Annotated in this window: 23 protein-coding genes; 15 read left to right on the top strand and 8 right to left on the bottom strand. The window is 75.4% G+C overall.

The annotated features are described in order from the left end of the window. Nucleotides 1–97: 97 nt before the first annotated feature. Nucleotides 98–1075: a 4a-hydroxytetrahydrobiopterin dehydratase gene (locus ACIBTV_RS21880; RefSeq protein ID WP_396707512.1), complete on the bottom strand. Its 978-nt coding sequence runs from the start codon at nt 1073–1075 to the stop codon at nt 98–100. 202 nt (nt 1076–1277) lie between these two features. On the opposite strand from ACIBTV_RS21880, the gene ACIBTV_RS21875 reads away from it, so the two are divergent. After that, nucleotides 1278–1595 (top strand): hypothetical protein, encoded by a 318-nt coding sequence (locus ACIBTV_RS21875; RefSeq protein WP_396707510.1) that lies wholly within the window; start codon nt 1278–1280, stop codon nt 1593–1595. Nucleotides 1596–1663: 68 nt separating this feature from the next. On the opposite strand, the gene ACIBTV_RS21870 is transcribed toward ACIBTV_RS21875, so the two are convergent. Further along, on the bottom strand, nt 1664–2008 hold the full coding sequence (locus ACIBTV_RS21870; RefSeq protein ID WP_396707508.1) for an STAS domain-containing protein: 345 nt from the start codon (nt 2006–2008) through the stop codon (nt 1664–1666). Nucleotides 2009–2069: 61 nt separating this feature from the next. Further along, nucleotides 2070–2495 (bottom strand): STAS domain-containing protein, encoded by a 426-nt coding sequence (locus tag ACIBTV_RS21865; RefSeq protein WP_396707506.1) that lies wholly within the window; start codon nt 2493–2495, stop codon nt 2070–2072. 222 nt (nt 2496–2717) lie between these two features. Here ACIBTV_RS21865 and ACIBTV_RS21860 point away from each other — a divergent pair, with 222 nt between their 5' ends. The 5 genes from ACIBTV_RS21860 to ACIBTV_RS21840 all read left to right on the top strand — a co-directional run bounded on the left by ACIBTV_RS21860 (nt 2718) and on the right by ACIBTV_RS21840 (nt 7111). Beyond that, the gene (locus ACIBTV_RS21860; RefSeq protein WP_396707505.1) at nt 2718–4478 is read left to right on the top strand and encodes a SpoIIE family protein phosphatase; all 1761 of its coding nucleotides are present in this window, start codon (nt 2718–2720) and stop codon (nt 4476–4478) included. Further along, nucleotides 4475–5518, top strand: a complete 1044-nt coding sequence (locus tag ACIBTV_RS21855; RefSeq protein ID WP_396707504.1) for a B12-binding domain-containing protein — start codon at nt 4475–4477, stop codon at nt 5516–5518. Before ACIBTV_RS21860 ends, ACIBTV_RS21855 begins: the two co-directional genes overlap by 4 nt. A gap of 95 nt (nt 5519–5613) precedes the next feature. Further along, entirely contained in the window at nt 5614–5970 is a 357-nt protein-coding gene (locus ACIBTV_RS21850; protein WP_396707502.1) for an STAS domain-containing protein, read from the top strand. A gap of 57 nt (nt 5971–6027) precedes the next feature. Next, complete coding sequence (locus ACIBTV_RS21845) at nt 6028–6474, top strand: response regulator (protein ID WP_396707501.1); 447 nt, start codon at nt 6028–6030, stop codon at nt 6472–6474. A 148-nt stretch (nt 6475–6622) separates the two neighbouring features. After that, nucleotides 6623–7111 carry an ATPase gene (locus ACIBTV_RS21840; protein ID WP_396707499.1) on the top strand — a complete coding sequence of 163 codons (489 nt, stop codon included), beginning with the start codon at nt 6623–6625 and terminating at the stop codon, nt 7109–7111. Between the two features lie 29 nt (nt 7112–7140). Here ACIBTV_RS21840 and ACIBTV_RS21835 read toward each other — a convergent pair whose 3' ends face one another. Continuing rightward, nucleotides 7141–7992, bottom strand: a complete 852-nt coding sequence (locus ACIBTV_RS21835) for a hypothetical protein (RefSeq protein WP_396707497.1) — start codon at nt 7990–7992, stop codon at nt 7141–7143. Between the two features lie 168 nt (nt 7993–8160). On the opposite strand from ACIBTV_RS21835, the gene ACIBTV_RS21830 reads away from it, so the two are divergent. Further along, nucleotides 8161–9168 (top strand): endonuclease/exonuclease/phosphatase family protein, encoded by a 1008-nt coding sequence (locus tag ACIBTV_RS21830; protein ID WP_396707495.1) that lies wholly within the window; start codon nt 8161–8163, stop codon nt 9166–9168. Between the two features lie 7 nt (nt 9169–9175). Here the strand turns inward: ACIBTV_RS21830 and ACIBTV_RS21825 are convergent, their stop codons facing one another. Continuing rightward, nucleotides 9176–9601 carry an OsmC family protein gene (locus tag ACIBTV_RS21825; protein WP_396707493.1) on the bottom strand — a complete coding sequence of 142 codons (426 nt, stop codon included), beginning with the start codon at nt 9599–9601 and terminating at the stop codon, nt 9176–9178. A gap of 114 nt (nt 9602–9715) precedes the next feature. After that, nucleotides 9716–10642 carry a serine/threonine-protein kinase gene (locus tag ACIBTV_RS21820; RefSeq protein WP_396707491.1) on the bottom strand — a complete coding sequence of 309 codons (927 nt, stop codon included), beginning with the start codon at nt 10640–10642 and terminating at the stop codon, nt 9716–9718. A gap of 188 nt (nt 10643–10830) precedes the next feature. On the opposite strand from ACIBTV_RS21820, the gene ACIBTV_RS21815 reads away from it, so the two are divergent. The 5 genes from ACIBTV_RS21815 (at nt 10831) to ACIBTV_RS21795 (ending at nt 16958) form a co-directional block, all read left to right on the top strand. Continuing rightward, the gene (locus ACIBTV_RS21815) at nt 10831–11061 is read left to right on the top strand and encodes a hypothetical protein (RefSeq protein ID WP_396707489.1); all 231 of its coding nucleotides are present in this window, start codon (nt 10831–10833) and stop codon (nt 11059–11061) included. Nucleotides 11062–11135: 74 nt separating this feature from the next. After that, on the top strand, nt 11136–11876 hold the full coding sequence (locus tag ACIBTV_RS21810; protein ID WP_396707627.1) for a response regulator transcription factor: 741 nt from the start codon (nt 11136–11138) through the stop codon (nt 11874–11876). Further along, on the top strand, nt 11854–13383 hold the full coding sequence (locus ACIBTV_RS21805) for an ATP-binding protein (RefSeq protein ID WP_396707487.1): 1530 nt from the start codon (nt 11854–11856) through the stop codon (nt 13381–13383). The genes ACIBTV_RS21810 and ACIBTV_RS21805 overlap by 23 nt, the downstream gene beginning before the upstream one ends. Nucleotides 13384–13428: 45 nt before the next feature. Further along, a complete protein-coding gene (locus ACIBTV_RS21800; RefSeq protein ID WP_396707485.1) occupies nt 13429–15726 on the top strand; it encodes a glycosyltransferase family 39 protein in 2298 nt (765 codons plus the stop codon). Nucleotides 15727–15728: 2 nt separating this feature from the next. Beyond that, on the top strand, nt 15729–16958 hold the full coding sequence (locus ACIBTV_RS21795; protein ID WP_396707483.1) for a glycosyltransferase: 1230 nt from the start codon (nt 15729–15731) through the stop codon (nt 16956–16958). A gap of 77 nt (nt 16959–17035) precedes the next feature. Here ACIBTV_RS21795 and ACIBTV_RS21790 read toward each other — a convergent pair whose 3' ends face one another. Beyond that, on the bottom strand, nt 17036–17890 hold the full coding sequence (locus tag ACIBTV_RS21790) for an arginase family protein (RefSeq protein WP_396707481.1): 855 nt from the start codon (nt 17888–17890) through the stop codon (nt 17036–17038). Between the two features lie 61 nt (nt 17891–17951). Here ACIBTV_RS21790 and ACIBTV_RS21785 point away from each other — a divergent pair, with 61 nt between their 5' ends. Further along, nucleotides 17952–18638, top strand: a complete 687-nt coding sequence (locus tag ACIBTV_RS21785; protein WP_396707479.1) for a helix-turn-helix domain-containing protein — start codon at nt 17952–17954, stop codon at nt 18636–18638. A gap of 7 nt (nt 18639–18645) precedes the next feature. Here the strand turns inward: ACIBTV_RS21785 and ACIBTV_RS21780 are convergent, their stop codons facing one another. Then, nucleotides 18646–19044, bottom strand: coding sequence for a VOC family protein (locus ACIBTV_RS21780; protein ID WP_396707477.1), 399 nt, complete (start codon nt 19042–19044; stop codon nt 18646–18648). Between the two features lie 190 nt (nt 19045–19234). Here ACIBTV_RS21780 and ACIBTV_RS21775 point away from each other — a divergent pair, with 190 nt between their 5' ends. Both ACIBTV_RS21775 and ACIBTV_RS21770 read left to right on the top strand, forming a co-directional pair. Continuing rightward, nucleotides 19235–19384: a hypothetical protein gene (locus ACIBTV_RS21775; protein ID WP_007459587.1), complete on the top strand. Its 150-nt coding sequence runs from the start codon at nt 19235–19237 to the stop codon at nt 19382–19384. Between the two features lie 9 nt (nt 19385–19393). Beyond that, entirely contained in the window at nt 19394–20818 is a 1425-nt protein-coding gene (locus ACIBTV_RS21770) for a class I SAM-dependent methyltransferase (RefSeq protein ID WP_396707475.1), read from the top strand. The last annotated feature ends 42 nt before the right edge of the window (nt 20819–20860 follow it).

Raw genomic sequence — 20860 nt, 5'->3', positions numbered from 1 at the left:
CAGTGTGGTGGTGTTTTTGGGCCCGGCCGGGGGGGGGGGCGGGGGGGGGGGGGGGGGGGGGGGGGGGGGGGGGGGGGCCCCCCCCCCCCCCCCGCGGTCAGCCGGCCATCCCGGCGCCCGCCTCGTCGATCGCGTCGTCGACGCGGCGGGCCAGGTCCAGGTCGGCCGCGGTAACCGCGCCGGCCTGCCCGGAACGGACGGTGAGCACCGCCGCGGTCCGGCCGGGGCGGGCGATCGCGGGCGCGCGTCCGGTCTCCTGCCGCAGCTGCTCGACCCGATCCAGGACCCGGTCGAGGTTGTCCGGCGGCAGGGCGACGACCCGGTAGAGGCCGCCCTCGTCACCGGACCAGTACGGCAGGGCGTTCAGCGCCGCCTCGAGCTCCACCCTGTCGAGCAGGGGCGACGCGGTGTCCGCGCCGACCAGGCCACCGCCGACCGCGGGCGGTTCCAGGAGCTCCCGCAGGCTCTCCGGTACGTGCAGCGACTCGATCAGGTCACCGTCGGCGTCGGCGAGCGCGGCGAGCGTCGCCGCGGCCTGGTAGCGGGCCTGTTCGGGCGTGTTGCCGCTGATCCGGCCCACCTCGGCGAGGAAACCGGGCAGGTCCCGGCTCTCCTTGACGCCGTCGGCGGGCAGCACGTCGTGCAGCGACTGCGGCACCGCCGCGAGGAGCCGTTGGCGTTCCGCCTGGCCCAGCGAGAACGCCAGGACCAGCACGGTGGCCTCGGCGCCCACCTTGGCCGTCCGGAAGTCGACCCCGGCCCGGCGCCGTACGTTCTCCACCAGGTCCTGGTAGCCCACCGAGGTCGCGCCCCCGGCGTTGACGCCCGGCGTGACCCGCGGTCGGGGGTTGGCCGGGGTGCCGCCCTGCGGCGGGGACGGCCCGCCGCGCGTCGGGTCCGGCTTGTGCCGGCTGCCGGCCGGCGGCGGCCCGGCGCGCTTGCCCCGGTCGAGGTGGGTGAGCTGCTTGGACGCGCTCAGGCTCGCACCCGTCTCGCTGGGCTGCCGGCCCTGCTCGCGGGCCTGCCGGGCGAGTGTCCGGCGGCGTTGGTTGTCACCCTCCATCTGCTTGCGCATGGTGGCACCCTTCCGCTGGGGATCCATGGTTCCGCCGGTCGCCTTCCCGGGGTCGCCGGGAGCGAAACGGACGCTCCTCGTCGGGTCGGCGGGCGGTCGGTCCGGCTTCACCCGGCGGGGGTGAGGGGCGGTCACCCGCCCGGCCCGCACGATCGGGGCAGTGACCGGAGTTCTTCCGAGGTACGCGGAAGGGAAGGTCGTCATGAAGCGGATCGTCGAGATCGTCCCCGCCCGGCCGGGTTGGTACGCCCGCTGGCGCCTCTCGCCCGAGGCCACCCGCTGCTACCCGGTGAGCCTGTGGGCGCTGCTGGAGGAGGCCGACGGCACCGGTCGGGAGGTGATCGGCGTGGACTGCGTCGGTCAGTGGCCCGGTGCGGACGACAACGAGGCAGGTGGGGAGTTCGTCCGTTACCTGTTCCAGACGCCGGATGCCGGCCCGCCGGAGGACGCGGAGCCGCCCCTGTCGGCCGCTGACCGGCGCGACGACGGGCCGCGGCTGCAGCCGGTCACCGCACAGTAGGCACTACTCCGGCCCCCGACCCCAGGTCCCAGGGTCGGGGGCCACCCCGCCGTGGGCCGTCCGGCGCGTCAGCCGGTGGCCCGCTGGTCGTCGCCGGACGACGACGCCACGGCCAGCACCTCCGTCAGTCCGGTGCGGTCCAGCAGGTGCCGCAGCGCGGGGCTGATGCCGGTCAGCCGGATCGGGCCGCCGTCGGCGCGGTGGGCCACGAGCAGGGCGCTGAGGCCGGAGGAGTCGCAGCGGGTGATCCCGGCGAGGTCGACGTCGAGGGCCTGGTAGCCGTCCCGGCGCAGCTCGCTGACGGCCTCGACGAACTGCGGCGCGGTGTCGAAGTCGAGCTCACCGGCCAGCCGGACCCGGGCGCGCCCACCGTCGTGGCGGCTCACCTCGATCGTCAACAGCGGCGCGGCCATGTCCTCATGGTCGCAGGCCGGCGCGTACGCGCAAGCCGAGGGCGGGGACGTCACCGGAGGATCAGGCGCTGGCCGCCGGCCGGTCGGGTGTGCCCGCCGCGCCCGGGCGGCTGACGGGATCGCTCACCCCGGCCTCCGGGGTCGGCCGGGCGAGCAGGCCGGTCACGCCGGTGAGGTCGAGGATCGTGGTCAGGAAGCGCGGCACGGAGCGCAGCTCGACGCCGGTGCCGCCCGGCTGGCCCTCCCGCCACGCGTGCACGATCACGGCGAGCCCGGTGCTGTCGATGAACGACAGGTCGGCGAAGTCGAGGACGACGACCGACGGCTTCGCGGCCAGGACGCGGTCGATCTCGTCGCGCAGCGGCGCCGCCGTGGTGTAGGCCAGGTCGCCACCCACCCGGATCAGCGGCCGGTCCGGGTCGGACCGGTCGACGGTCAGGGTCAGCGGTGTCGTCTCGGGTGTCCGCCCGTGGGGTACCACGATCACGCCTTTCCTGACTGCCGCTCCCGTGCGGGGATCGTAACAATCGACGCCCGCCGCCGCCCGTCACCGCGGCCGGGCCCACCGGCGCGCGCCGCCGGTGACCCGCCCCCACCTCGGCGTGGGGTGGCGCGGTCGGCGCGGCGGCGTAGGGTGGGCGGAAGGATCTGACCACCGCCTCCGGTTTCCCGGGGGCATCGCGGGGCGACGAGGAGTGGGGCTCAGCTGGTGACTGCCGCCGACGTCAGGGACTGGGACCCGGGCGACGGACGGGTCTCCACGCCGAGTGCCGCGCGGGCCTCCGCGTGGTCCCCGGCCGCGTCCGCCCGCCCGACGGCCGCGTTGCCGCCACTCGCCCCCGACCGCCCGCTCCCGGCCCCCGACTGGTCGGAGGTCGTGGAGCACGTCCGGGAGGGCCTGGTGGTCTGCGACGCCGACGGTGTCGTCCGACACGTGAGCCCGGTCGTCGGGCGTCTGCTGCCGGAGGTGACCCCGGGGGAGGTGCTGGCCGCGTCCGGCGTCGCCGGCCTGGCCGGCGACCCCGACCCGGCGGGTTTCACGCACCGGTCGCGGCGGTTGACGGCCCGCCGGGTGCCGCTGTCCGGTGGGCGCTGCTGCTGGTACGTCGAGGACGTCACCGAGAGCGTGAGCCGCGCCGACGAGCTGCTCGCCGAGCGGGCCCGCTCGACGTTCCTGGCGGCCGTCGGCGAGAAGCTCGGCAATCCCCTTCATCCCGACCGCGCCGCGGCGGCGGTCGTCCGGCTGGCCGTGCCGACCCTCGCCGACGTGGCGGTCCTGGTGCTCGCCCCCCGCTCGGGTCGCGCGCGGTGGTGGCGGGCGTCCCGGGCCGACGACGAGGCGCCCACGGTGGGCAGCGGGGTGCTCGTGGCCGCCGACCTGCCCGCCGCGATCGCCGACGGCCTGACCGGCCTGGAGCCGCACGCGGTGGACTGGCTGGTCGAGCAGGCGGCCGAGGCGGGATGGCTGCCCGGGCTGCCGGCGGGCGACGCCGACGCCCGGGTGGTGCCGCTGCCCGGTTCGGACGCACCGGCCGGGGTTCTGCTGGTCGCGCGTGGGGCCACCCGCTGGTACGACGAGGCCGAGGTCGAGTTGCTGCGCGCGTTCGCGGCCCGGGCGGGTGCCGCGCTGACCACCGCGCTGCTCTACCGGGACCAGGCCGAGGTCGCCGACACCCTGCAGACCAGCCTGCTGCCGGTGGAGCCGGCCGAGTCGGCGGGTGTGCAGTGGGGCACGGCGTACCGGCCGGCGCAGGCGGGACTGCGCATCGGCGGCGACTTCTACGGGTCGCACCGGCTGCCCGACGGCGGTTCGGTCTTCTTCCTCGGCGACGTCTCCGGCAAGGGTGTGGAGGCGGCCGTCTTCACCGGCCAGTTGCGACAGTGCCTCCAGGCGTTGCACCGCGTGGAGTCGCAACCGGGCCGGCTGCTGGGGCTGCTCAACGACGCGCTGTTGGAGACGACCCAGGCCCACGGCCAGGGTCGGTTCGCCACCCTGGTGCTCGGCGTGGTGCGTCCGCACCGCGACGGCGGGCTGACCCTCACCATGGCCGGCGGCGGGCACCTGCCCCCGCTCGTGCTGCGCGCCACCGGGGAGGTCGAGACCGTCCCGCTGCGCGGCATGCTGATCGGTGTCGTCCCCGATCCACGCATCGGCGAGGCCACCGTGCGGCTGGCCCCGGGCGAGACCTGCGTGCTCTACAGCGACGGGGTGACCGAGGCGCGCGGCGGTCGGCGCGGTGACGAGCAGTTCGGCCCGGAACGCCTGGTCGACACGTTGACCGACTGCCACCGCATGCCCGCGCCGGCGCTGGCCGAACGGGTCGAGCAGGTCACCTGCGACTGGCTCGGGCGCGGCGACCACGACGACATCGCCGTCCTGGCGCTGCGGGCGTCGGGGCCGGCCGGCCGCGCTCCGCGTCACCTGCACGCGGTTCCGGATCCGGGCGCCGCGGCGACGGAGCGCGGGTGACCACCACCGCCGGCGCCGACGCGGGTACGGCCGCCGTCTACCCCCGCTACCTGGCCTGCCTCGACGAGGCCGACGAGTACGCCGCGATCGAGGTGGCCCGGGGCCTGCTGACGCGGGGGGTGTCCGCCGAGCGTGTCCTGCTGGACCTGGTGGCGCCCGCCCAGGCGGAGGTCGGCGAGCGGTGGGCGCGCAACGAGTGGAGCGTGGCGCAGGAGCACGCGGCCACACACATCAGCGAGCGGGTGGTGGCCGCGGTGGCCGCCCACGCCGTGCCCCGGCCGAGCCGGGGACGCGTCGTGGTGGCCTGCATGGACGGTGAGTGGCACGCCCTCCCGCCCCGGCTGGTGGCCGAGGTGCTGCGGCTGCGCGGCTGGCAGGTCACCTTCCTCGGCGCCAGCGTTCCGGCCGCCCACCTGGTGTCGTACCTGCACCGGCACGACGCCGACGCGGTCGCGTTGGCCTGCGCGCTGCCGATGCGGTTGCCGCACGCGCACCGCATGATCGAGGTGTGCCGCCGGTCGGAGGTTCCGGTCGTGGTGGGCGGGCGGGGTTTCGGCGGGGACGGCCGCTGGGCGCGTCGGCTCGGTGTGGCGTGGGTGCCGGACGCCCCGTCCGCCGCCGACCTGATCGCCGACGAGCGGGCGCTACGCCGGGTGCCGGCGGCCGACCTGTCGCACCTCGCCGACGACGAGTACGCCGGCCTGGTCACCCGGCGGGCCGAGCTGATCGACGGCGCACTGGCCGACCTGCGGGAGCGGGTGCCGGCGACCCGGTCCTACACATCGGCCCAGCTGGACTCGACGGTGAGCGACCTCGGACACCTGGTGGACTTCCTGGCCGCGGCCCTCTACGTGGACGACGGCTCGCTGTTCACCGAGTTCGTGGAGTGGCTGGTGACGATCCTGACCAGCCGTGGCGTGCCGCCCGCGGCGCTCGGGCTGAGCCTCGCGTACTACGGCCGGGTCCTGCGGGACTTCCCCCGGGCGGCCCGCTACCTGGACCGGGGTCGGTGCCTGCTCGGTCGGCCGGGCGCCGCCTGACGGGGTCGGGCCGTCGCCGGCTGGCCCACGACACCCTCCCGCGTATACTTGCCACACTGCAAACATCCCGTCGCGGCGGGAGCGAGGGGGGCACGGTGACGTTCACCGTCACGCACGAGGAGCGCGACGGCGGTGGCACGCATCTTCGCCTCGTCGGAGAGCTCGACATGAGCACCGCGCCGGCGCTCAACGCCGTGATCGACCGGCTCGTCGCGGCCGGCGAGCGCCGGCTGCTGGTGGACCTCGGCGAGCTGACGTTCTGCGACTCGACCGGCATCGCCGCGCTCGTCCGGGGCGACAACCGCGCCGCGGTCGACGGCGGGTGGCTGCGGGTCACCGGCGCCACCGGCTCGGTGCAGCGGGTCCTGAGCCTCACCGGCATCGACGAGGTGCTGGGCTGCGGGCCGGACACGCCCCTCCCCGGCGTCGCGGATCGTCCCGTGATGGGCTAGATTTCCCCGCCGGTATGTGAGCGTCAGTCCTTTTCCCCCGACCGAAGCAGGTAACTCATGGGCACTTCCCGCCCGAACCCGGTGCGCATCCTCGTGGTGGACGACGACCCGGGCGACGTGCTGATGATCGAGGAGGCCCTCGGGGACTCCGATGTCGAGAAGGTGATCGACGTGGTCGGCGACGGCGAGGAGGCGATGGAGTTCCTGCGCCGCGAGGGGCGGCACACGGAGGCCGTCCGCCCCGACGTCATCCTGCTCGACCTCAACATGCCGCGGATGGACGGGCGTCAGGTGCTCGGCGCCGTCAAACAGGACGAGGACCTGCGGACCATCCCGATCGTCGTGCTGACCACCTCGAACGCGGACACGGACATCGTCGGCAGCTACACGCTGCAGGCCAACGCGTACGTGACGAAGCCGATCGACCTGGACGACTTCAACGACGTGGTGCACCGCATCGACGAGTTCTTCGGCCGCGTGGTCGTGCTGCCCAAGCGCCTCTGACGGACCCACCCCCGCCGCCCGTCGCGGGTGTGGCGGGAGGCGTACCCGCACGCATGGTGAACATTTTTCCCGAACCCGTGCGGGGCCTGCGCGGCGCGGCCGAGGATCCCAGGTGGGGAAGAACAACCAGCTGCCTGGGGGCGACAGTATGAGGTTCTCCGTCGTGGACGTGGGCTACGACCAGCGGCAGGTGGATTCCTGCCTGGACGAGTTGGGGGTCCGGCTGACCCGGCTCGCGGCGTTGGCGGAGAGCGCCGCCGGGGATGGCCGGGAATGGGACCGGATCCGGCAGGAGGCCGACGGACTCTGCGTGCTGCTCCGCCGACCCGAGCCGGGCGCGGGGCGCGGCCTCGGCGAGGCGGAGCGGGAGGCGGCGGCGCTGCTGGCCCGGGCGCGCGTCGAGTTGGACGCGGCCCGCGAGGAGGCCCGGCAGCTGCGCGAGCGGGCGTACGCGGAGGCCGTGCAGACCCGCCGCGACTTCGAGGCGGCCCTGTACCTGCGCCGGCGGCGGGAGGCCCGGGCCGACGAGATCCTCGGCGGCCTGACCGCCGAGCCGGTGCCCGTCGACACGCCGACCGCGGCGGCCGGTGCCACCGGGGTCCCGGCGACCCGGGCGGCGGCCGGGAGCACCGAGTAGCGTCGCGAGGCCGGCCCGCCCGCCACGGCTCAGGTGAGCGCCTCGACGACCTCCGTCGCGCGGTCCTCGTGCTGGGCGTACGCGTCGGGGAACGCGGAGACCTGCACGGTCTGGGCGGCCACGGTGAGGCTCATGTCCTGCCAGCCGGGGACCTCCAGCAGCGCGAGGTAGAAGGCGCGTGCCGCGAACGCCGGGCGCATCAGCTCGGCCACGGTGCCCCAGCCGCTGCTGGGTCGCTGCTGGAAGAGGCCGACCGAGTCGTGGTCCCAGCCGATGGCCTGGTGCGGGTAGTCCTGCGACTCCGGCAGCACTCCGCTCGCGTAGTTGAGCAGGGTGCTCTCCTGCATCGCGGTCGCGACCGCGATGACCATCCCGAACTTGGGCACGTCCAGTTCCCGGCCGACGTCGACGATCACCTTCGCGTTGTCCATCTGGGCCTGGGTGAGCCCGGCGACCGGCTTGGGTCGGCGGGGCTTCGCCGGCTTCTTCGGCGTCGGCTTCTTCGTCGCGGTGCGGGTGGGGGTCGGGGTGGGGCTGGGGCTGGGGCTGACCGGAGTGGGGGAGGCGGTGCGTTCCAGCGACCGGGAGGCGCGCTGGTCGGCCAGGGCGGCGCGGTCGGCCACCGCCTCGGCCAGCGGCTCCGTGCGCTCCGGGGCGTCGTCCCGGACGCCGGCGTACGCGGCGAAGCCGAGGCAGCAGGAGACGCCGGTGGCGAGCGCCACCCGTAGCGGCGTCGAGGTGAGCACCGCCCGGGCGCCGCGCCGAGGTGGCTCGGGGGCCCGGTGCCGGCCGATCGTCCGTTCGGTGGATGCCCGCTCCCTCGAACCGGTGGTGGGTTCGGTGGCGGTCAGCTTCTGGTCGGAGGGGTCGTCGGGATGCACCCGCCGAGGCTAGGGGGTCCGGGGAGCGTTTCCAGCTGCCGGGTTGGTGGCATGCGCCACAATTTGCCGCCTTCGACCGGATGATTGTCCGCAGTCGTCCACGAAGGTGATGGACCACTGATCTCGGGTATTACGGCTATGACCGAAATGCCGTCATAAGCTGGGCACATGGGTGATCTTGGGCAGCCGGCGCGACACCCGGCGACGCCTCCGCCGTCCGACGGAGACGTCGCTCCGCCGTACGGTCGAACGGGCGGTGGGCCGGACGCCCCCCGGCGCCGGCGGCGTGGCTGGCTGATCACCGCCGCGGCCGTGCTGCTCGCCGGGGTGATCGCCGGTCACCGGGCGGTCCCCAACGTGCGCGGCTTCGGCAGCCTGCTCGACAGCGTCACTCCGCTGCTCGGCCTGGGTGTACCGCTGCTGGCCGTGGCCGCGCTGCTGCGTCGCGCGCGCCTCGCGCTGGTCGCGGTGCTGCTCCCCGCCGTCGTCTGGGCGACCCTCTACGCCGGGCCCTGGCTGCGGCACGGGCCCGCCGCGAGCGCGACCGCCGGTGGGCTGCGGGTCGCCAGCCAGAACCTGCGCGCCGGCAACCCCGACCCGGCCGCGACCGTCCGGGCCCTCGCCGACGCCGACCTGATCGCCCTGCAGGAGATCGGCGACGAGACGCCCGTCGCCGAGGTCCTCCGACCCGGTCACCCGCACCGGGTCGCCGTCTCCACGGTCGCCCTCTACAGCCGCTACCCGGTGCGCGACGGCGCCGGCGTGGACACCGGCCTCGGCTGGACGCGGGCGCTGCGCGCGGTCGTCGACACCCCGAGCGGCGACCTGGCGGTGTACGTGGTGCACCTCGGGTCGGCCCGGGCCGGCGACACCGCCACCCGGGACCAGACCGTGGCCGCGCTGGCCGCCCGGATACGCGCGGACCCGGCGCCGCGCCTCGTGGTGCTCGGCGACCTCAACACCGCCAGCTCCGACCGCGTCTTCGCCCCACTCGGCCGGCTGCTCGACGACGCGCAGGTCGACGCCGGCCGGGGCTTCGGCTTCACCTGGCCGGCGGCGGTCCCGGTCACCCGCCCGGACCACGTCCTCTACCGCGGGTTGACGGCCACCTCCGCCGGCGTGCTCCGCACCCCGGACAGCGACCACCGGGCGGTCACCGCGAGCTTCCGCTGGTGACAGCCCTCTAGTGCCGGCCGTTCTCGGCCGGCGTGACGGTGAGCCGGTGGCGGCTGTTGTCGCCGCTGGAGAACGGCCAGAGTCGGTCGGCGTACTCGACCAGCTGGGCCAGCTGCTGCCGGGTCAACCCGGCGGACGCGATCTCGGCGTGCACGTCCGCCCGGTACCGGCCGTCGCCGTCGCGCCCCAGCTTCGCCTCGGCGCGTACCTGCACGGTGTGCGACTCGTCGGTGATCTCACCGGCCGCCTCCACCGCGGCGTGGTGCAGGCAGGACGCGAACGCGGCGGCCAGCAGCTGTTCGGGTCGCAGCCCCGTGCAGTGCGCCGCCAGCGGGGACGCCAGCGCGGTGGAGAGCCCTCCGTCGTCGGTTCGTACGTGCCCGCCCTCGGCGGTCGCGGTGGCCTCATGCAGCCAGGAACTCGGATCCGGCATCGCGTTCCTCCCGTCACTCGCCGTGACGGCTACCCGGCCCCCGGGCGGCGAAACCGTTCCCGGGGCGGCCAGGGCGCCGGCTCGGGGCCCCCTGAGCGGCGCGGGATGCCGGGCTCAGCGCCGCCCGGAAGCCACCTCGGTGACCTCGGCCGCGGCCTGCTCGGTCCAGGGCCGGACCCCCGCGCGTCGCGGTCGTGGCACCGACGGCAGCCGCATCGGTACGTACACCCGCGCGTCCACTGCCTCGGCCAGCAGCAGCGCCGCGACCAGACTCGTCGGCCGCTCGGCCGGATCGTCGGCCAGGCAGCGGTGGCACAGCTCCGCCACCTCCGGCGGCAGCCCGGCGATCTCCGGCAGCGGGTCCGGTGCCTGGCGGCGGCGGGCGCCGAACAGCTGTGTCGTGGTTCCGGCGGGGTACGGCAGTCGCGCGGTCAGGCAGTAGTAGAGCAGCACGCCGAGCGCGTACATGTCCGCCGCGGGCGTGGCCGGTGCCCGGTCCAGCTGCTCCGGCGCCAGGTACGCCGGCGTGCCGACGATCATGCCGTCCGGCAGCGCGTCCGGGGTGCCGGAAGGGGTGGCGATGCCGAAGTCGAGGACCTTCACCCCGGCCGGGGTGAGGATGACGTTCGCCGGCTTTACGTCGCGGTGCACGATGCCGTGCGCGTGCGCCGCGGCCAGGGCGCCGCACACCTCGGCGCAGACGCGTGCCGCGATGCGCCAGTCCAACGGGCCGGCGCGCAGGTGCGCGGCGAGCGTCTCACCCTCGGCCAACTCCATCACGATGTAGGGCGTCCGGTGCTCCGGCCCCGTCGCGCAGGTGCCGAAGTCGTGGACGCTGGCCACGTTCGGGTGCACCAGCCGGGCCGCCGCGCGGGCCTCGGCGCGGATCCGCTCGACCGAGCCGTCCCGGTCCTGGCTGGGGGAGATCAGCTTGACCGCCACCGGACGGTCGAGGACGACATCGTGCGCGCGCCACACCTCGGACATCCCGCCGATCCCGATGCGCTGTTCGAGCCGGTACCGCCCGTCCAACGTCCGCATCGGTCGACTCCTCGTCCTCGTCCCGCGCCCCGGTGGGCGCCTGCACGAGCGGTACCCGGGCTCCCAACAGGGCAAACCGTGATGATCAAGAAGGGGTGGCGCGCTGCGTCCGCCCGGCCCGTGCGGTAGCTTGCGAGCCGGGGGCGGCGTCACCCACAGTGCCGACCCGAACACCGAGGGGAGCGGCGATGAGTGAGGTGACCGTACGCTTCGTCGGCGGACCGGCCCACGACCTGGTCCGGGATCTGCCCGCCGACCCCGACGGCCGCCCGCCCGCGCGCTGGGTGATGCGCCATCCGCGCGGTGAGGGGCCCGTGCAGGGCGGCCCCGACCACCTCTACGAACGCGAGGGATCCGACGGCGGCGGGGCCTGGACCATGCGCTTCGTCCGCACCGATCCCCTCGGCGTCTCCGAGTAGTGGCGCGCACAGCCGGCACACAGGGTGCGCAGGGCCACCACACAGGGAAGACGCCCACCATGGAGGGCATGGTCATGGAGGGGAGGGCCGCGCAGGGCCGCATCGAACTGCGCCGCCCGGACGGCGAGCCGGTCCGGGTGCTGGTGGTCGACGACGAGCCGACGCTCACCGACCTGCTGTCGATGGCGCTGCGCTACGAGGGCTGGCAGGTGCGCAGCGCCGGCAACGGCATGGCGGCCCTCACCGCGGCGCGGCAGTTCCAGCCGGACGCGGTCGTGCTCGACGTCATGCTCCCGGACCTCGACGGCTTCCAGGTGCTGCGCCGCCTGCGTGAGCAGACGCCCACCGTCCCGGTGCTCTTCCTGACCGCCCGGGACGCGGTGGAGGAGCGGATTGCCGGGCTCACGGTGGGCGGCGACGACTACGTCACCAAGCCGTTCAGCCTGGAAGAGGTGATCGCCCGGCTGCGTGCGCTGCTGCGCCGCTCCGGTTCCGCGGTCGCCGCCCGCGAGGAGGCCGTGCTCACCGTCGGCGACCTCACCCTCGACGAGGACAGCCACGAGGTGCGCCGCGGCGGGCGGTTGGTCACCCTCACGGCCACCGAGTTCGAGCTGCTGCGCTACCTGATGCGCAACCCACGCCGCGTGCTCAGCAAGGCGCAGATCCTCGACCGGGTCTGGAACTACGACTTCGGCGGGCAGGCCAACGTGGTCGAGCTGTACATCTCGTACCTGCGGAAGAAGATCGACGCCGGCCGGGAGCCGATGATCCACACGCTGCGCGGCGCGGGGTATGTCCTCAAGCCGGCCGAGTGACCAGGCTGCCCGGCATCGCCCCGCGCACGCCCTGCGCCGCCGGCTCGCCGGCTGGTCGTTGCGGCGCCGGCTCGTGCTCTCCGTGGTGGCGCTGCTCGCCCTGGTGAGCGTCGGGATCGGCGGCCTGACCACCGTCGCGCTGCGCCACTTCCTCGTTCAGCAGGTCGACAACCAGCTCACCATGAACGACCGCCGCCCCGGCGGCCCACCGTGGTTCCGGGAGGGCGCGCAGCCGCCGTGGCCGGGCCGGCAGGCCGACAGCGGACCGCGGACCCCCGAACCGCCGGGCGGGTTCCCGCCGGGCTCCATCGCGGTGCGGGTGGTCGACGGAACCACCCTCGCGGGCGTCCGCACCGACAGCGGCGGCGTCGAGGCGGTGCCGGCCACCGACGTCCGCCCGTTGGCGGAGCTGGCCACCGACGGGCGACCGCACACCGTGGACCTCGGCGCCCGGGGCGACTACCGTGCGGTGGCCCGCACGGCGGCCGGCGGAGTGGTCGTGGCCGTGGCCATCCCGCTCGCCGGGGTCGACGAGACGGTCATGTGGATGATCGTCGCCCAGGCCGGCGTGGCCACCGCCGGGCTGCTGGTCGCCGGCGGGCTCGGCGCGCTGATCGTCCGGGCCGCCCTGCGCCCGCTCAACCGGGTCGCCGCCACCGCCGGCCGGGTCAGCGAGCTCACCCTCGATCGGGGCGAGGTGGCGCTCTCCGAGCGGGTCCCGGGCTCCGACACCGACCCGCGTACCGAGGTGGGGCGGGTCGGCGTCGCGCTCAACCGGATGCTCGGGCACGTCGCCGCCGCGCTCGCCGCGCGTCAGGCCAGCGAGACCCGGGTCCGCCAGTTCGTCGCGGACGCCAGCCACGAGCTGCGGACGCCGCTGGCGGCGATCCGAGGGTACGCCGAGGTGGCCCGCCGGGGCCGCGACCAGGTCCCGCCCGACGTCGCGCACGCCCTGCGCCGGGTCGAGTCGGAGAGCACCCGCATGACCAGCCTCGTCGACGACCTCCTGCTGCTGGCCCGCCTCGACTCCGGCCGGCCCCTCGCGGTGGCGCCGGTGGACCTGTCCGCGCTGGTCGTGGACGCGGTCAGCGACGCGCACGTCGCCGGGCCCGAGCATCGCTGGCAGCTCGACCTGCCCGACGTGGTGATCCGGGTGCCCGGCGACGCCGCCCGGCTGCACCAGGTGGTGGCGAACCTGCTCGCGAACGCGCGGGTGCACACCCCGCCCGGCACGACGGTCACCACCACGCTGCGCGCCGACCCGGACGCCGCCGTGCTCAGCGTCACCGACGACGGCCCCGGAGTGCCGCCCGACCTGCAACCCGAGGTCTTCGAACGGTTCGCGCGCGGGGACGGCTCCCGGTCCCGGGCGCACGGCAGCACCGGCCTGGGCCTGGCGATCGTGGCGGCGGTGGTGGAGGCGCACGGCGGCGCGGTCGCCGTGGAGAGCCGGCCGGGCCGGACCGTGTTCACGGTCCGGCTGCCGAATCCCACAGCGGACGCATAGCCGGCGCACGGGGCCCAGCCAGCCCGGCCACCGAGGGTTGCCGGCATGGACAGAACCGAGACCCTGACCGTGCCCGCCGTCGCCGCACCCGCGTCCCGGCCCACCGGCCGGGACGGTGGATCAGCGCCGCGACAACGCGCCCGGAGGTGGACCCGCCCGGCCGTCGCGGCCCTGCTGCTCGCCACCGGCCTGCTGTACGTCTGGGGCCTCGGCGCCTCCGGCTGGGCGAACTCCTTCTATGCCGCGGCCGTGCAGGCCGGATCGGTCGACGCGAAGGCGTTCTTCTACGGATCGTCCGACGCGGCCAACTCGATCACCGTGGACAAGACGCCGGCCTCGCTGTGGCTGATGGCCCTCTCCGTCCGCGTTTTCGGCCTCAACAGCTGGGCGATGCTCGTCCCCCAGGCACTGTGCGGCGTCGCCTCCGTCGGTGTGCTGTACGCCACCGTGCGGCGTTGGTACGGCCCGGTCGCCGGGCTGCTCGCCGGGGCCGTGCTCGCCACCACCCCGGTCGCGACGTTGATGTTCCGCTTCAACAACCCCGACGCGCTGCTGGTGCTGCTGCTGGTGGCCGGCGCGTACGCCACCGTCCGGGCCGTCGAGACGGCCGCCACCCGGTGGATCGTGTTCGCCGGCGCCCTGGTCGGCCTCGGCTTCCTCACCAAGATGCTCCAGGCGTTCCTGGTGGTGCCGGTCTTCGTCGGCGTCTACCTGCTGGCCGCGCCGACCCGGCTGTGGCGGCGGCTCCGCGACCTGCTCCTCGCCGGGCTCGCCCTGGTGGTCACCGCCGGCTGGTGGGTGGCGGTCGTCGAACTGGTGCCGGCCGACGCCCGGCCCTACATCGGTGGCTCCCAGTCCAACTCGATCCTGGAGCTGACCCTCGGCTACAACGGCCTCGGCCGGATCACCGGCGACGAGGTGGGCAGCGTCGGCGGAGGCGGCGGTCGGACGGGCGGCGGACCGTTCTCGGGACAGACCGGCTGGCTGCGAATGTTCGGTGGCGAGGTCGGCGGTCAGATCTCCTGGCTGCTGCCGGCCGCGCTGATCCTGCTCGTCGCCGGCCTGGTGGTGGCCGGGCGGGCGCCCCGGACCGACCGGACCCGCGCCGGGCTGCTGCTGTGGGGTTGCTGGCTGCTGGTGACCGGTCTGATCTTCAGCTTCATGTCGGGCATCTTCCACGCCTACTACACCGTGGCGCTCGCCCCGGCGGTCGGCGCGCTGGTCGGCGTCGGCGTCACCCTCCTCTGGCGCACGGCGGCCTCGCCGGTCGCACCGGACGGCCCGGACCCGGGTGTGCCCGGGGCGACCGCCGACGCCGGCCGATCCGAGGCGGACGCCACCGGGCGGGCCGGTGACCGGCGGACGGGGTGGCGGTCCCGGGCCGCCACCGCCACGCTGGCCGGGGTCCTGGTGGTCACCGCCTGGTGGTCGTGGAAGCTGCTCGGCCGCAGCCCCGACTGGCACCCGTGGCTGCGCACCGCCGTGCTCGTCACCGGGCTCGCCGCCGCGGCCGTGACCGTCCTGGCCGAGCGGCTGCCCCGGCGGGCGGTGCCGGTGGTGCTCACCCTCGGTGCGGCCGCCGCCCTCGCCGGGCCGGTCGCGTACTCCGTGCAGACCGCCGCCACCGCGCACACGGGGTCGATCCCGAGCGCCGGGCCGGCCGTCGCGGCGGGTCCGGGTCGCGGTGGCTTCCCCGGCGGCCCGGACGGCACCCGGCGCGGTGCCTTCCCCGGTGGACAGTCCGGCACGGCGGGCACGCCGGGCCGGTTCCCCGGCTTTCCCGGCGGCGCGAACACGGGCCAGGCGTCCGGCGGCGACCCGAGCACCGGCGCCGCCGGGCAGCTCCGCGGCGGCGCGAACCCCGGCGGCCCCAGCCAGTTCCCGGGCTCCAGCCAGTTCCCGGGCCGCGGCCAGTTTCCGGGCGGCTGGCCCGGCCAGGGCGGTGACGGCCGGGCGGTCCGGGGTGGCGGAATGGGCGGACTGCTCGACTCCCGTGAGCCGAGCGTCGCGCTGCGGGAGCTGCTGGAGCGCGACAGCGACCGGTACACCTGGGTGGCCGCCACCGTCGGGTCGAACAACGCCTCCGGCTACCAGCTCGCCACCGGCGACCCGGTGATGCCGATCGGCGGGTTCAATGGCAGCGACCCGTCACCAACCCTCGCCCGGTTCCAGCGGTACGTCGCCGAGGGCCGGATCCACTACTTCCTCGGCGGCGGCGGGTTCCGGGCCAACGGCGGCAGCTCCGCGTCGTCCGAGATCGCCTCCTGGGTGGCGTCGACGTTCGAGGCGCGGACCGTCGACGGCGTCACGGTCTACGACCTGAGCAGCGGACGGGAGGGCTGAGCATGACTCGCTCCCGCGAGGCGTACGCCGTCACCCGGGCCGTCCCGGCCACCCCGACCGCGGTGCTCGAGGTGGTGGTCCCCGTCCACAACGAGGAGGTCGACCTCGGCCCCTGCGTACGGCGGCTGCACGCCCACCTGAGCGCGCATTTCCCGTACCCGTTCCGGATCACGATCGCCGACAACGCGAGCACCGACGCGACGCTGGCGTTGGCCGAGGCGCTGGCCGCCGAGCTGCCGTCGGTGGGCGTGCGGCACCTGGACGCCAAGGGGCGCGGGCGGGCGCTGCGGGCCGCATGGTCGGAGTCGTCCGCGCCGGTGCTCGCGTACATGGACGTGGACCTGTCGACCGACCTGGCCGCCCTGCTGCCGCTGGTCGCGCCCCTGATCTCCGGGCACTCCGACCTGGCGATCGGCACCCGCCTGGCGCGTACCGCCCGGGTGGTCCGCGGCGCTAAACGGGAGGTGATCTCCCGGGCCTACAACCTGCTGCTGCGCGGCACCCTCGCGGCCCGGTTCTCCGACGCCCAGTGCGGGTTCAAGGCGATCCGCGCCGACGTCGCCGCGAGCCTGCTGCCGCTGGTCCAGGACACCGGCTGGTTCTTCGACACCGAGCTGCTGGTGCTCGCCCAGCGGGCCGGCCTGCGGATCCACGAGGTGCCGGTCGACTGGGTGGACGACCCGGACAGCCGGGTGGACGTCCTGGCCACCGCGTACGCGGACCTGCGGGGCATCGGGCGGCTGGGCCGGGCGCTGCTGACCGGCGCGCTGCCCCTGGCCGAGCTGCGCGAACAGCTCGGTCGGGCGCCGTTGGCCGCGCCGCCGGCCCGGGTGCCGGTGGGGCTGCCCCGGCAACTGGCCCGCTTCGCCGCCGTCGGGGTGGCCAGCACGGTCGCGTACCTGCTGCTCTTCGTGGCCAGCCGTGGCGTCCTCGGTGCCCAACCGGCGAACCTGCTGGCGCTGCTCCTCACGGCGGTGGCGAACACGGCCGCCAACCGTCGGTTGACCTTCGGCATCACCGGCCGCCGCCACGCGGGCTGGCACCACCTCCAGGGGCTGCTCGCCTTCGGGCTCGGCCTGGCGCTGACCAGCGGGGCCCTCGCGGCGCTGCACGCGGCGACCGCCGCGCCCGGCCGTCCGCTCGAACTGGCCGTCCTGGTGGCGGCGAATCTGGTCGCGACGGTGCTGCGGTTCGTCCTGCTGCGGCTCGGGATGCACCACCGCCGGACCTGAACGGGCGGACCGCCGGGTCTGACCGCCGGTCCCACCCCGCAGGGCGCACGGGCCCGCCGGGCCACCGTACGGTCGGCTCAGCGCCCCAGCACCTCGGCGAGGACCTCGACGACGCGTCGCGCGTGCCGCCCGTCGGGGTCCTCGTCGGCGTTCAGGTCGGCGACGCTCATCCCGAGCAGCCGATCGGCGCGAGCCAGCGGCGTGACCAGATCGACCAGGTCGGGCCAGCGCAGCCCGTCCGGCTCCGGGTAGGTGACCGCCGGCAGGTCGCGCGGGTCGACCGCGTCGAGGTCGAGGTGCAGCCAGGCCGGACCGTCGCCACCGGCGGCGAGCGCCGCGCCGACCGGCCCGGGCCCGCGCCGACGCAGCTCGGCGGCGGGCAGCTGGTGGATCCGTGGGTCGACACGGGCGGCTTCCCGGCGCCCGGCCTCGTCCGCCGGCGGCCGGTGGCCCAGCAGGTGGACCCGGTGCGGCTCGACCAGCACGTCGTCGACGCCCGCCGCGACGGTCGGGCCGTGACCGGTGACGACGCTCAGATCCATGTCGGCGCCCTCACCGGTCTCCGAGGTGACCCCGTCGTAGAAGTCCGGGTGGCCGTCGACGAACCACAGCTCCACCTCCCGCGGCAGCGCGCGGCAGATGCCGGGCAGGATCGCGCAGTCGCCGCCCACCACCAGCGGTCGACGTCCGGCGGCGACGAGCTCGCCGACCCGCGCGGCGATGGCCCCGCCGGCCCGGCGTACCGCCGCGGCGCCGACCAGGCCGGTCGCCGGGTCGCGGGTCGGGTCCCGCATCCAGGCGTCGATCTCGCCACCGTCGTCCGCGCCGATCGCGGCGAGCAGGCCGGCGCGGCGCAGCGCGGCCGGTGCCCGCTGCTCGCCCCGGCCCCGGCCGGACGAGTCCAGCGGCGCGTCCACCACCACCCACCCCATCCCGGCAGGGTATCGGCGGCACCGCGCTTCGGTGTCGTACCCGCGTGGCACGCTGTGGCGCGTGTACCGGGAGCGTTCCGCGGGCGTCGCCGGCGCGGTCCTCTGGACCAGCGCCGACCCGGGCGGCGCCCGGTCCGTGCGGGTGCTGCCTGACGGCTGCCTCGACCTGATCTGGTCCAGCGCGGCCGGGTTGCTGGTGGCCGGGCCGGACCGGCGGGCGTTCGTCAGCGTCAGCGCGCCGGGGCAGCGGTGGGTGGGGCTGCGGTTCCCGCCCGGCGTCGGCCCCGCGGTGCTCGGCGTGCCCGCCGACGAGCTGCGGGACAGCCGGGTGCCGCTCGCCGCGCTGTGGGGTGACCGGGCGGCGGCCGACCTCGTGGAGCGGGCCGCCGACGACCCGGCGGCGCTGCTGCCGGCGCTCGCCGCCCGGCGGCTGCGCGCGGCCGGGGGACCGGACAGGCTGGGCGCCCGGATCGCGGCCGGGGCGGCCGCCGGCGTTCCGGTCGCCGCCATCGCCGCCGACCTCGACCTGGATCCGCGCGCCCTGCACCGGCGCTGCCGACACCTGTTCGGCTACGGCCCGAAGACCCTCGCCCGGATCCTGCGGATGCGCCGGGCGCTCGCCCTGGCCCGCACGGGCACGCCGTTGGCCGAGGTGGCCGCCGTCTGCGGCTACGCCGACCAGGCGCACCTCAGCCGGGACGTGCGGGATCTGGCCGGCGTCCCGCCGACCGCCCTGCTCGCCGGCTGAGCGGGGCTCAGCCGGCGGCGAGCGGGGCGTACAGGTCCACGCCGTTGCCCTCGGGGTCGTGCAGCACCGCGTACCGCTGGCCCCAGAAGGCGTCCCACGGCTTCAGCTCGCCGTGGAAGCCGGCCTCGGTCATCTCGGCGAACCTGCGGTCCACCTCGGCCGGTTCCGCGCAGCGGAAGGCGAGGTTGATCCGCGAGCTGCCGGTGGGCGGCGTCCACTCCGGGCTGAACGAGCGGACCAGGTCGACGTGGTCCCAGGCGATGCGGACGCCGTCGGTGAGGGTCGACTCGACGTGCTGTTCCGACTCGGCGCCGGGCGGGATCTCCAGCCCGAGCCGCCGGTAGAAGTCCAGGGTGCGTGCCATGTCCGTGACGAGCAGGCTGATGAAGTCGAACCGGAGAGTCATGGTGTCCAGGCTAGGAGCGCGTTCGTTGACCGTCTTGAACGAAACGGACGGGGGGTGTGTGGCCGGTGTGCCCTTCATGGCGAGGATGATCGGCGTACGGTGTCAGACAAGTCCGGCCTTCCGGGTCAAAAGCCTCAGTGCTCTACCGCTCGGGACGTCGGTGTCGTGACGGCGAGGGAAGGAGCGGTCAGTGATCCACCTGGCCTACCTGGACGCGGGATCCGGCAGCCTCATCGTGCAGGCGGTGGTCGGCGGGGTGGCCGGCGCCGCCGTGGCAGCCAAGCTCTACTGGCGGCGGCTGGTCGACCGGTTCCGCCGGCAGCCCACCGACCAACGCTGACCGGCCGGCATGGCGATCTCCCCCACGGGCGTGCGGCCCGAACCCGGTTCCTTCCGCGACCCGGCCAACCGGGTCTTCCACCTGGGCGACGAGGTGCTGCGCGGCCTCGACGCGCGGGCCGCCGAGGACTGGCGGGCGCTGGCCGGCGCGGACTTCTTCACCACCCTCCTCGCCGAGGGCAAGGTCTGCGGCACCGAGGCCGTCGACCCGACCCGGGTGCCGGGCGCGCAGGCGTGGGCAGCCGTGCTGCGGCACGAACGCATCCCGTTCGTCTCCCACCCGTACGAGTGGTCCTTCGGCATGCTGCGCGACGCGGCGCTGCGGCACCTGGAGATCCTCCGGGCCGCCATCCCCGCCGGGTTCACCACCAAGGACGGGTCGGCGTACAACCTCCAGTGGCGGGGCACCGACCCGGTCTTCATCGACGTCGGCTCCTTCGAACCACTGCGTGACGGCGAGCCCTGGGCGGGCTACCGGCAGTTCTGCCAGACGATGCTCTACCCGCTGCTGCTCACCGCCCACCTCGGGGTGGACTTCCAGCCGTGGCTGAGGTCCCGGGTGGACGGGATCGAGGCCGACCAACTGCGTCCGCTGTTCCGTGGGGTTCGGCGACTGCTGCCCGGCGTACCGACCCATGTGCACCTGCACGGCGCGATGCAGAGCCGCAACGCGGCCGCCACCACGACCGACGTCCGCGCCCAACTGCGGGCCGCCGGCTACTCGCGGGAACTGGCGCTGGCCACCGTACGCGGAATCGAGAAGCTGGTCCGGCGGCTCGACCGCCGGACCACGCCCACCCACTGGGTCGACTACCAGCGCACCTGCGGCTACACGGCGCAGGACCGCGCCGGCAAGGAACGGTTCGTCACCGCCGCGCTGACCGACGGTGCCCGGCCCCGGCTGGTGCTCGACCTCGGCGCCAACGACGGCCGGTACTCGCGTCTCGCCGCCGGGCACGCCGACCAGGTGGTCGCCGTCGAGCAGGACCCGGTCGTGGTCGACACGCTGTACCGGGAGCTGCGGGCCGAGGGGGAGCGGCGCATCCTGCCGCTGGTGATGGACCTCGCCGATCCGTCGCCGGGCGGCGGGTGGCGGGGGGTCGAGCGGGCTTCCTTCGCCGACCGGGCCGCCGCCGACGTGGTACTCGCCCTGGCCGTCGTGCACCACCTCGCGATCGGTCGTAACGTGCCGCTGCCGGACGTGGTGAGCTGGCTCGCCGACCTCTGCGCACCCGGCGCCCGCATCGTCGTGGAGTTCGTCCACCCGGAGGACCCGATGGCGCGGCGGCTGCTCGCCAACAAGCCCGACGGGATCTTCCCCGACTACCGGCGCGCCGAGTTCGAACGGCACCTCGCGACCCGCGCCCGGATCACGCACCGCGAGGAGTTGCCCTCGGGTACCCGCACGCTGTACACGGCGGTCGTGGGTGGCTGACCCGCTCCCCGTCGGCAACCCACCACCGGTCCCGGCCGACGG

This window comes from Micromonospora sp. NPDC049366 (assembly GCF_044466625.1).
Taxonomy (GTDB): domain Bacteria; phylum Actinomycetota; class Actinomycetes; order Mycobacteriales; family Micromonosporaceae; genus Micromonospora.
This window is presented reverse-complemented; position numbering and strand designations above follow the sequence as displayed.

Coding starts and splice junctions, on each gene's coding strand:
- ACIBTV_RS21830 (WP_396707495.1), top strand. CDS start 8,161: ATGGGTGATCTTGGGCAGCCGGCGCGACACCCGGCGACGCCTCCGCCG.
- ACIBTV_RS21810 (WP_396707627.1), top strand. CDS start 11,136: ATGGAGGGGAGGGCCGCGCAGGGCCGCATCGAACTGCGCCGCCCGGAC.
- ACIBTV_RS21770 (WP_396707475.1), top strand. CDS start 19,394: ATGGCGATCTCCCCCACGGGCGTGCGGCCCGAACCCGGTTCCTTCCGC.
- ACIBTV_RS21815 (WP_396707489.1), top strand. CDS start 10,831: ATGAGTGAGGTGACCGTACGCTTCGTCGGCGGACCGGCCCACGACCTG.
- ACIBTV_RS21840 (WP_396707499.1), top strand. CDS start 6,623: ATGAGGTTCTCCGTCGTGGACGTGGGCTACGACCAGCGGCAGGTGGAT.
- ACIBTV_RS21780 (WP_396707477.1), bottom strand. CDS start 19,044: ATGACTCTCCGGTTCGACTTCATCAGCCTGCTCGTCACGGACATGGCA.
- ACIBTV_RS21790 (WP_396707481.1), bottom strand. CDS start 17,890: ATGGGGTGGGTGGTGGTGGACGCGCCGCTGGACTCGTCCGGCCGGGGC.
- ACIBTV_RS21825 (WP_396707493.1), bottom strand. CDS start 9,601: ATGCCGGATCCGAGTTCCTGGCTGCATGAGGCCACCGCGACCGCCGAG.
- ACIBTV_RS21845 (WP_396707501.1), top strand. CDS start 6,028: ATGGGCACTTCCCGCCCGAACCCGGTGCGCATCCTCGTGGTGGACGAC.
- ACIBTV_RS21805 (WP_396707487.1), top strand. CDS start 11,854: ATGTCCTCAAGCCGGCCGAGTGACCAGGCTGCCCGGCATCGCCCCGCG.
- ACIBTV_RS21870 (WP_396707508.1), bottom strand. CDS start 2,008: ATGGCCGCGCCGCTGTTGACGATCGAGGTGAGCCGCCACGACGGTGGG.
- ACIBTV_RS21820 (WP_396707491.1), bottom strand. CDS start 10,642: ATGCGGACGTTGGACGGGCGGTACCGGCTCGAACAGCGCATCGGGATC.
- ACIBTV_RS21800 (WP_396707485.1), top strand. CDS start 13,429: ATGGACAGAACCGAGACCCTGACCGTGCCCGCCGTCGCCGCACCCGCG.
- ACIBTV_RS21795 (WP_396707483.1), top strand. CDS start 15,729: ATGACTCGCTCCCGCGAGGCGTACGCCGTCACCCGGGCCGTCCCGGCC.
- ACIBTV_RS21880 (WP_396707512.1), bottom strand. CDS start 1,075: ATGCGCAAGCAGATGGAGGGTGACAACCAACGCCGCCGGACACTCGCC.
- ACIBTV_RS21875 (WP_396707510.1), top strand. CDS start 1,278: ATGAAGCGGATCGTCGAGATCGTCCCCGCCCGGCCGGGTTGGTACGCC.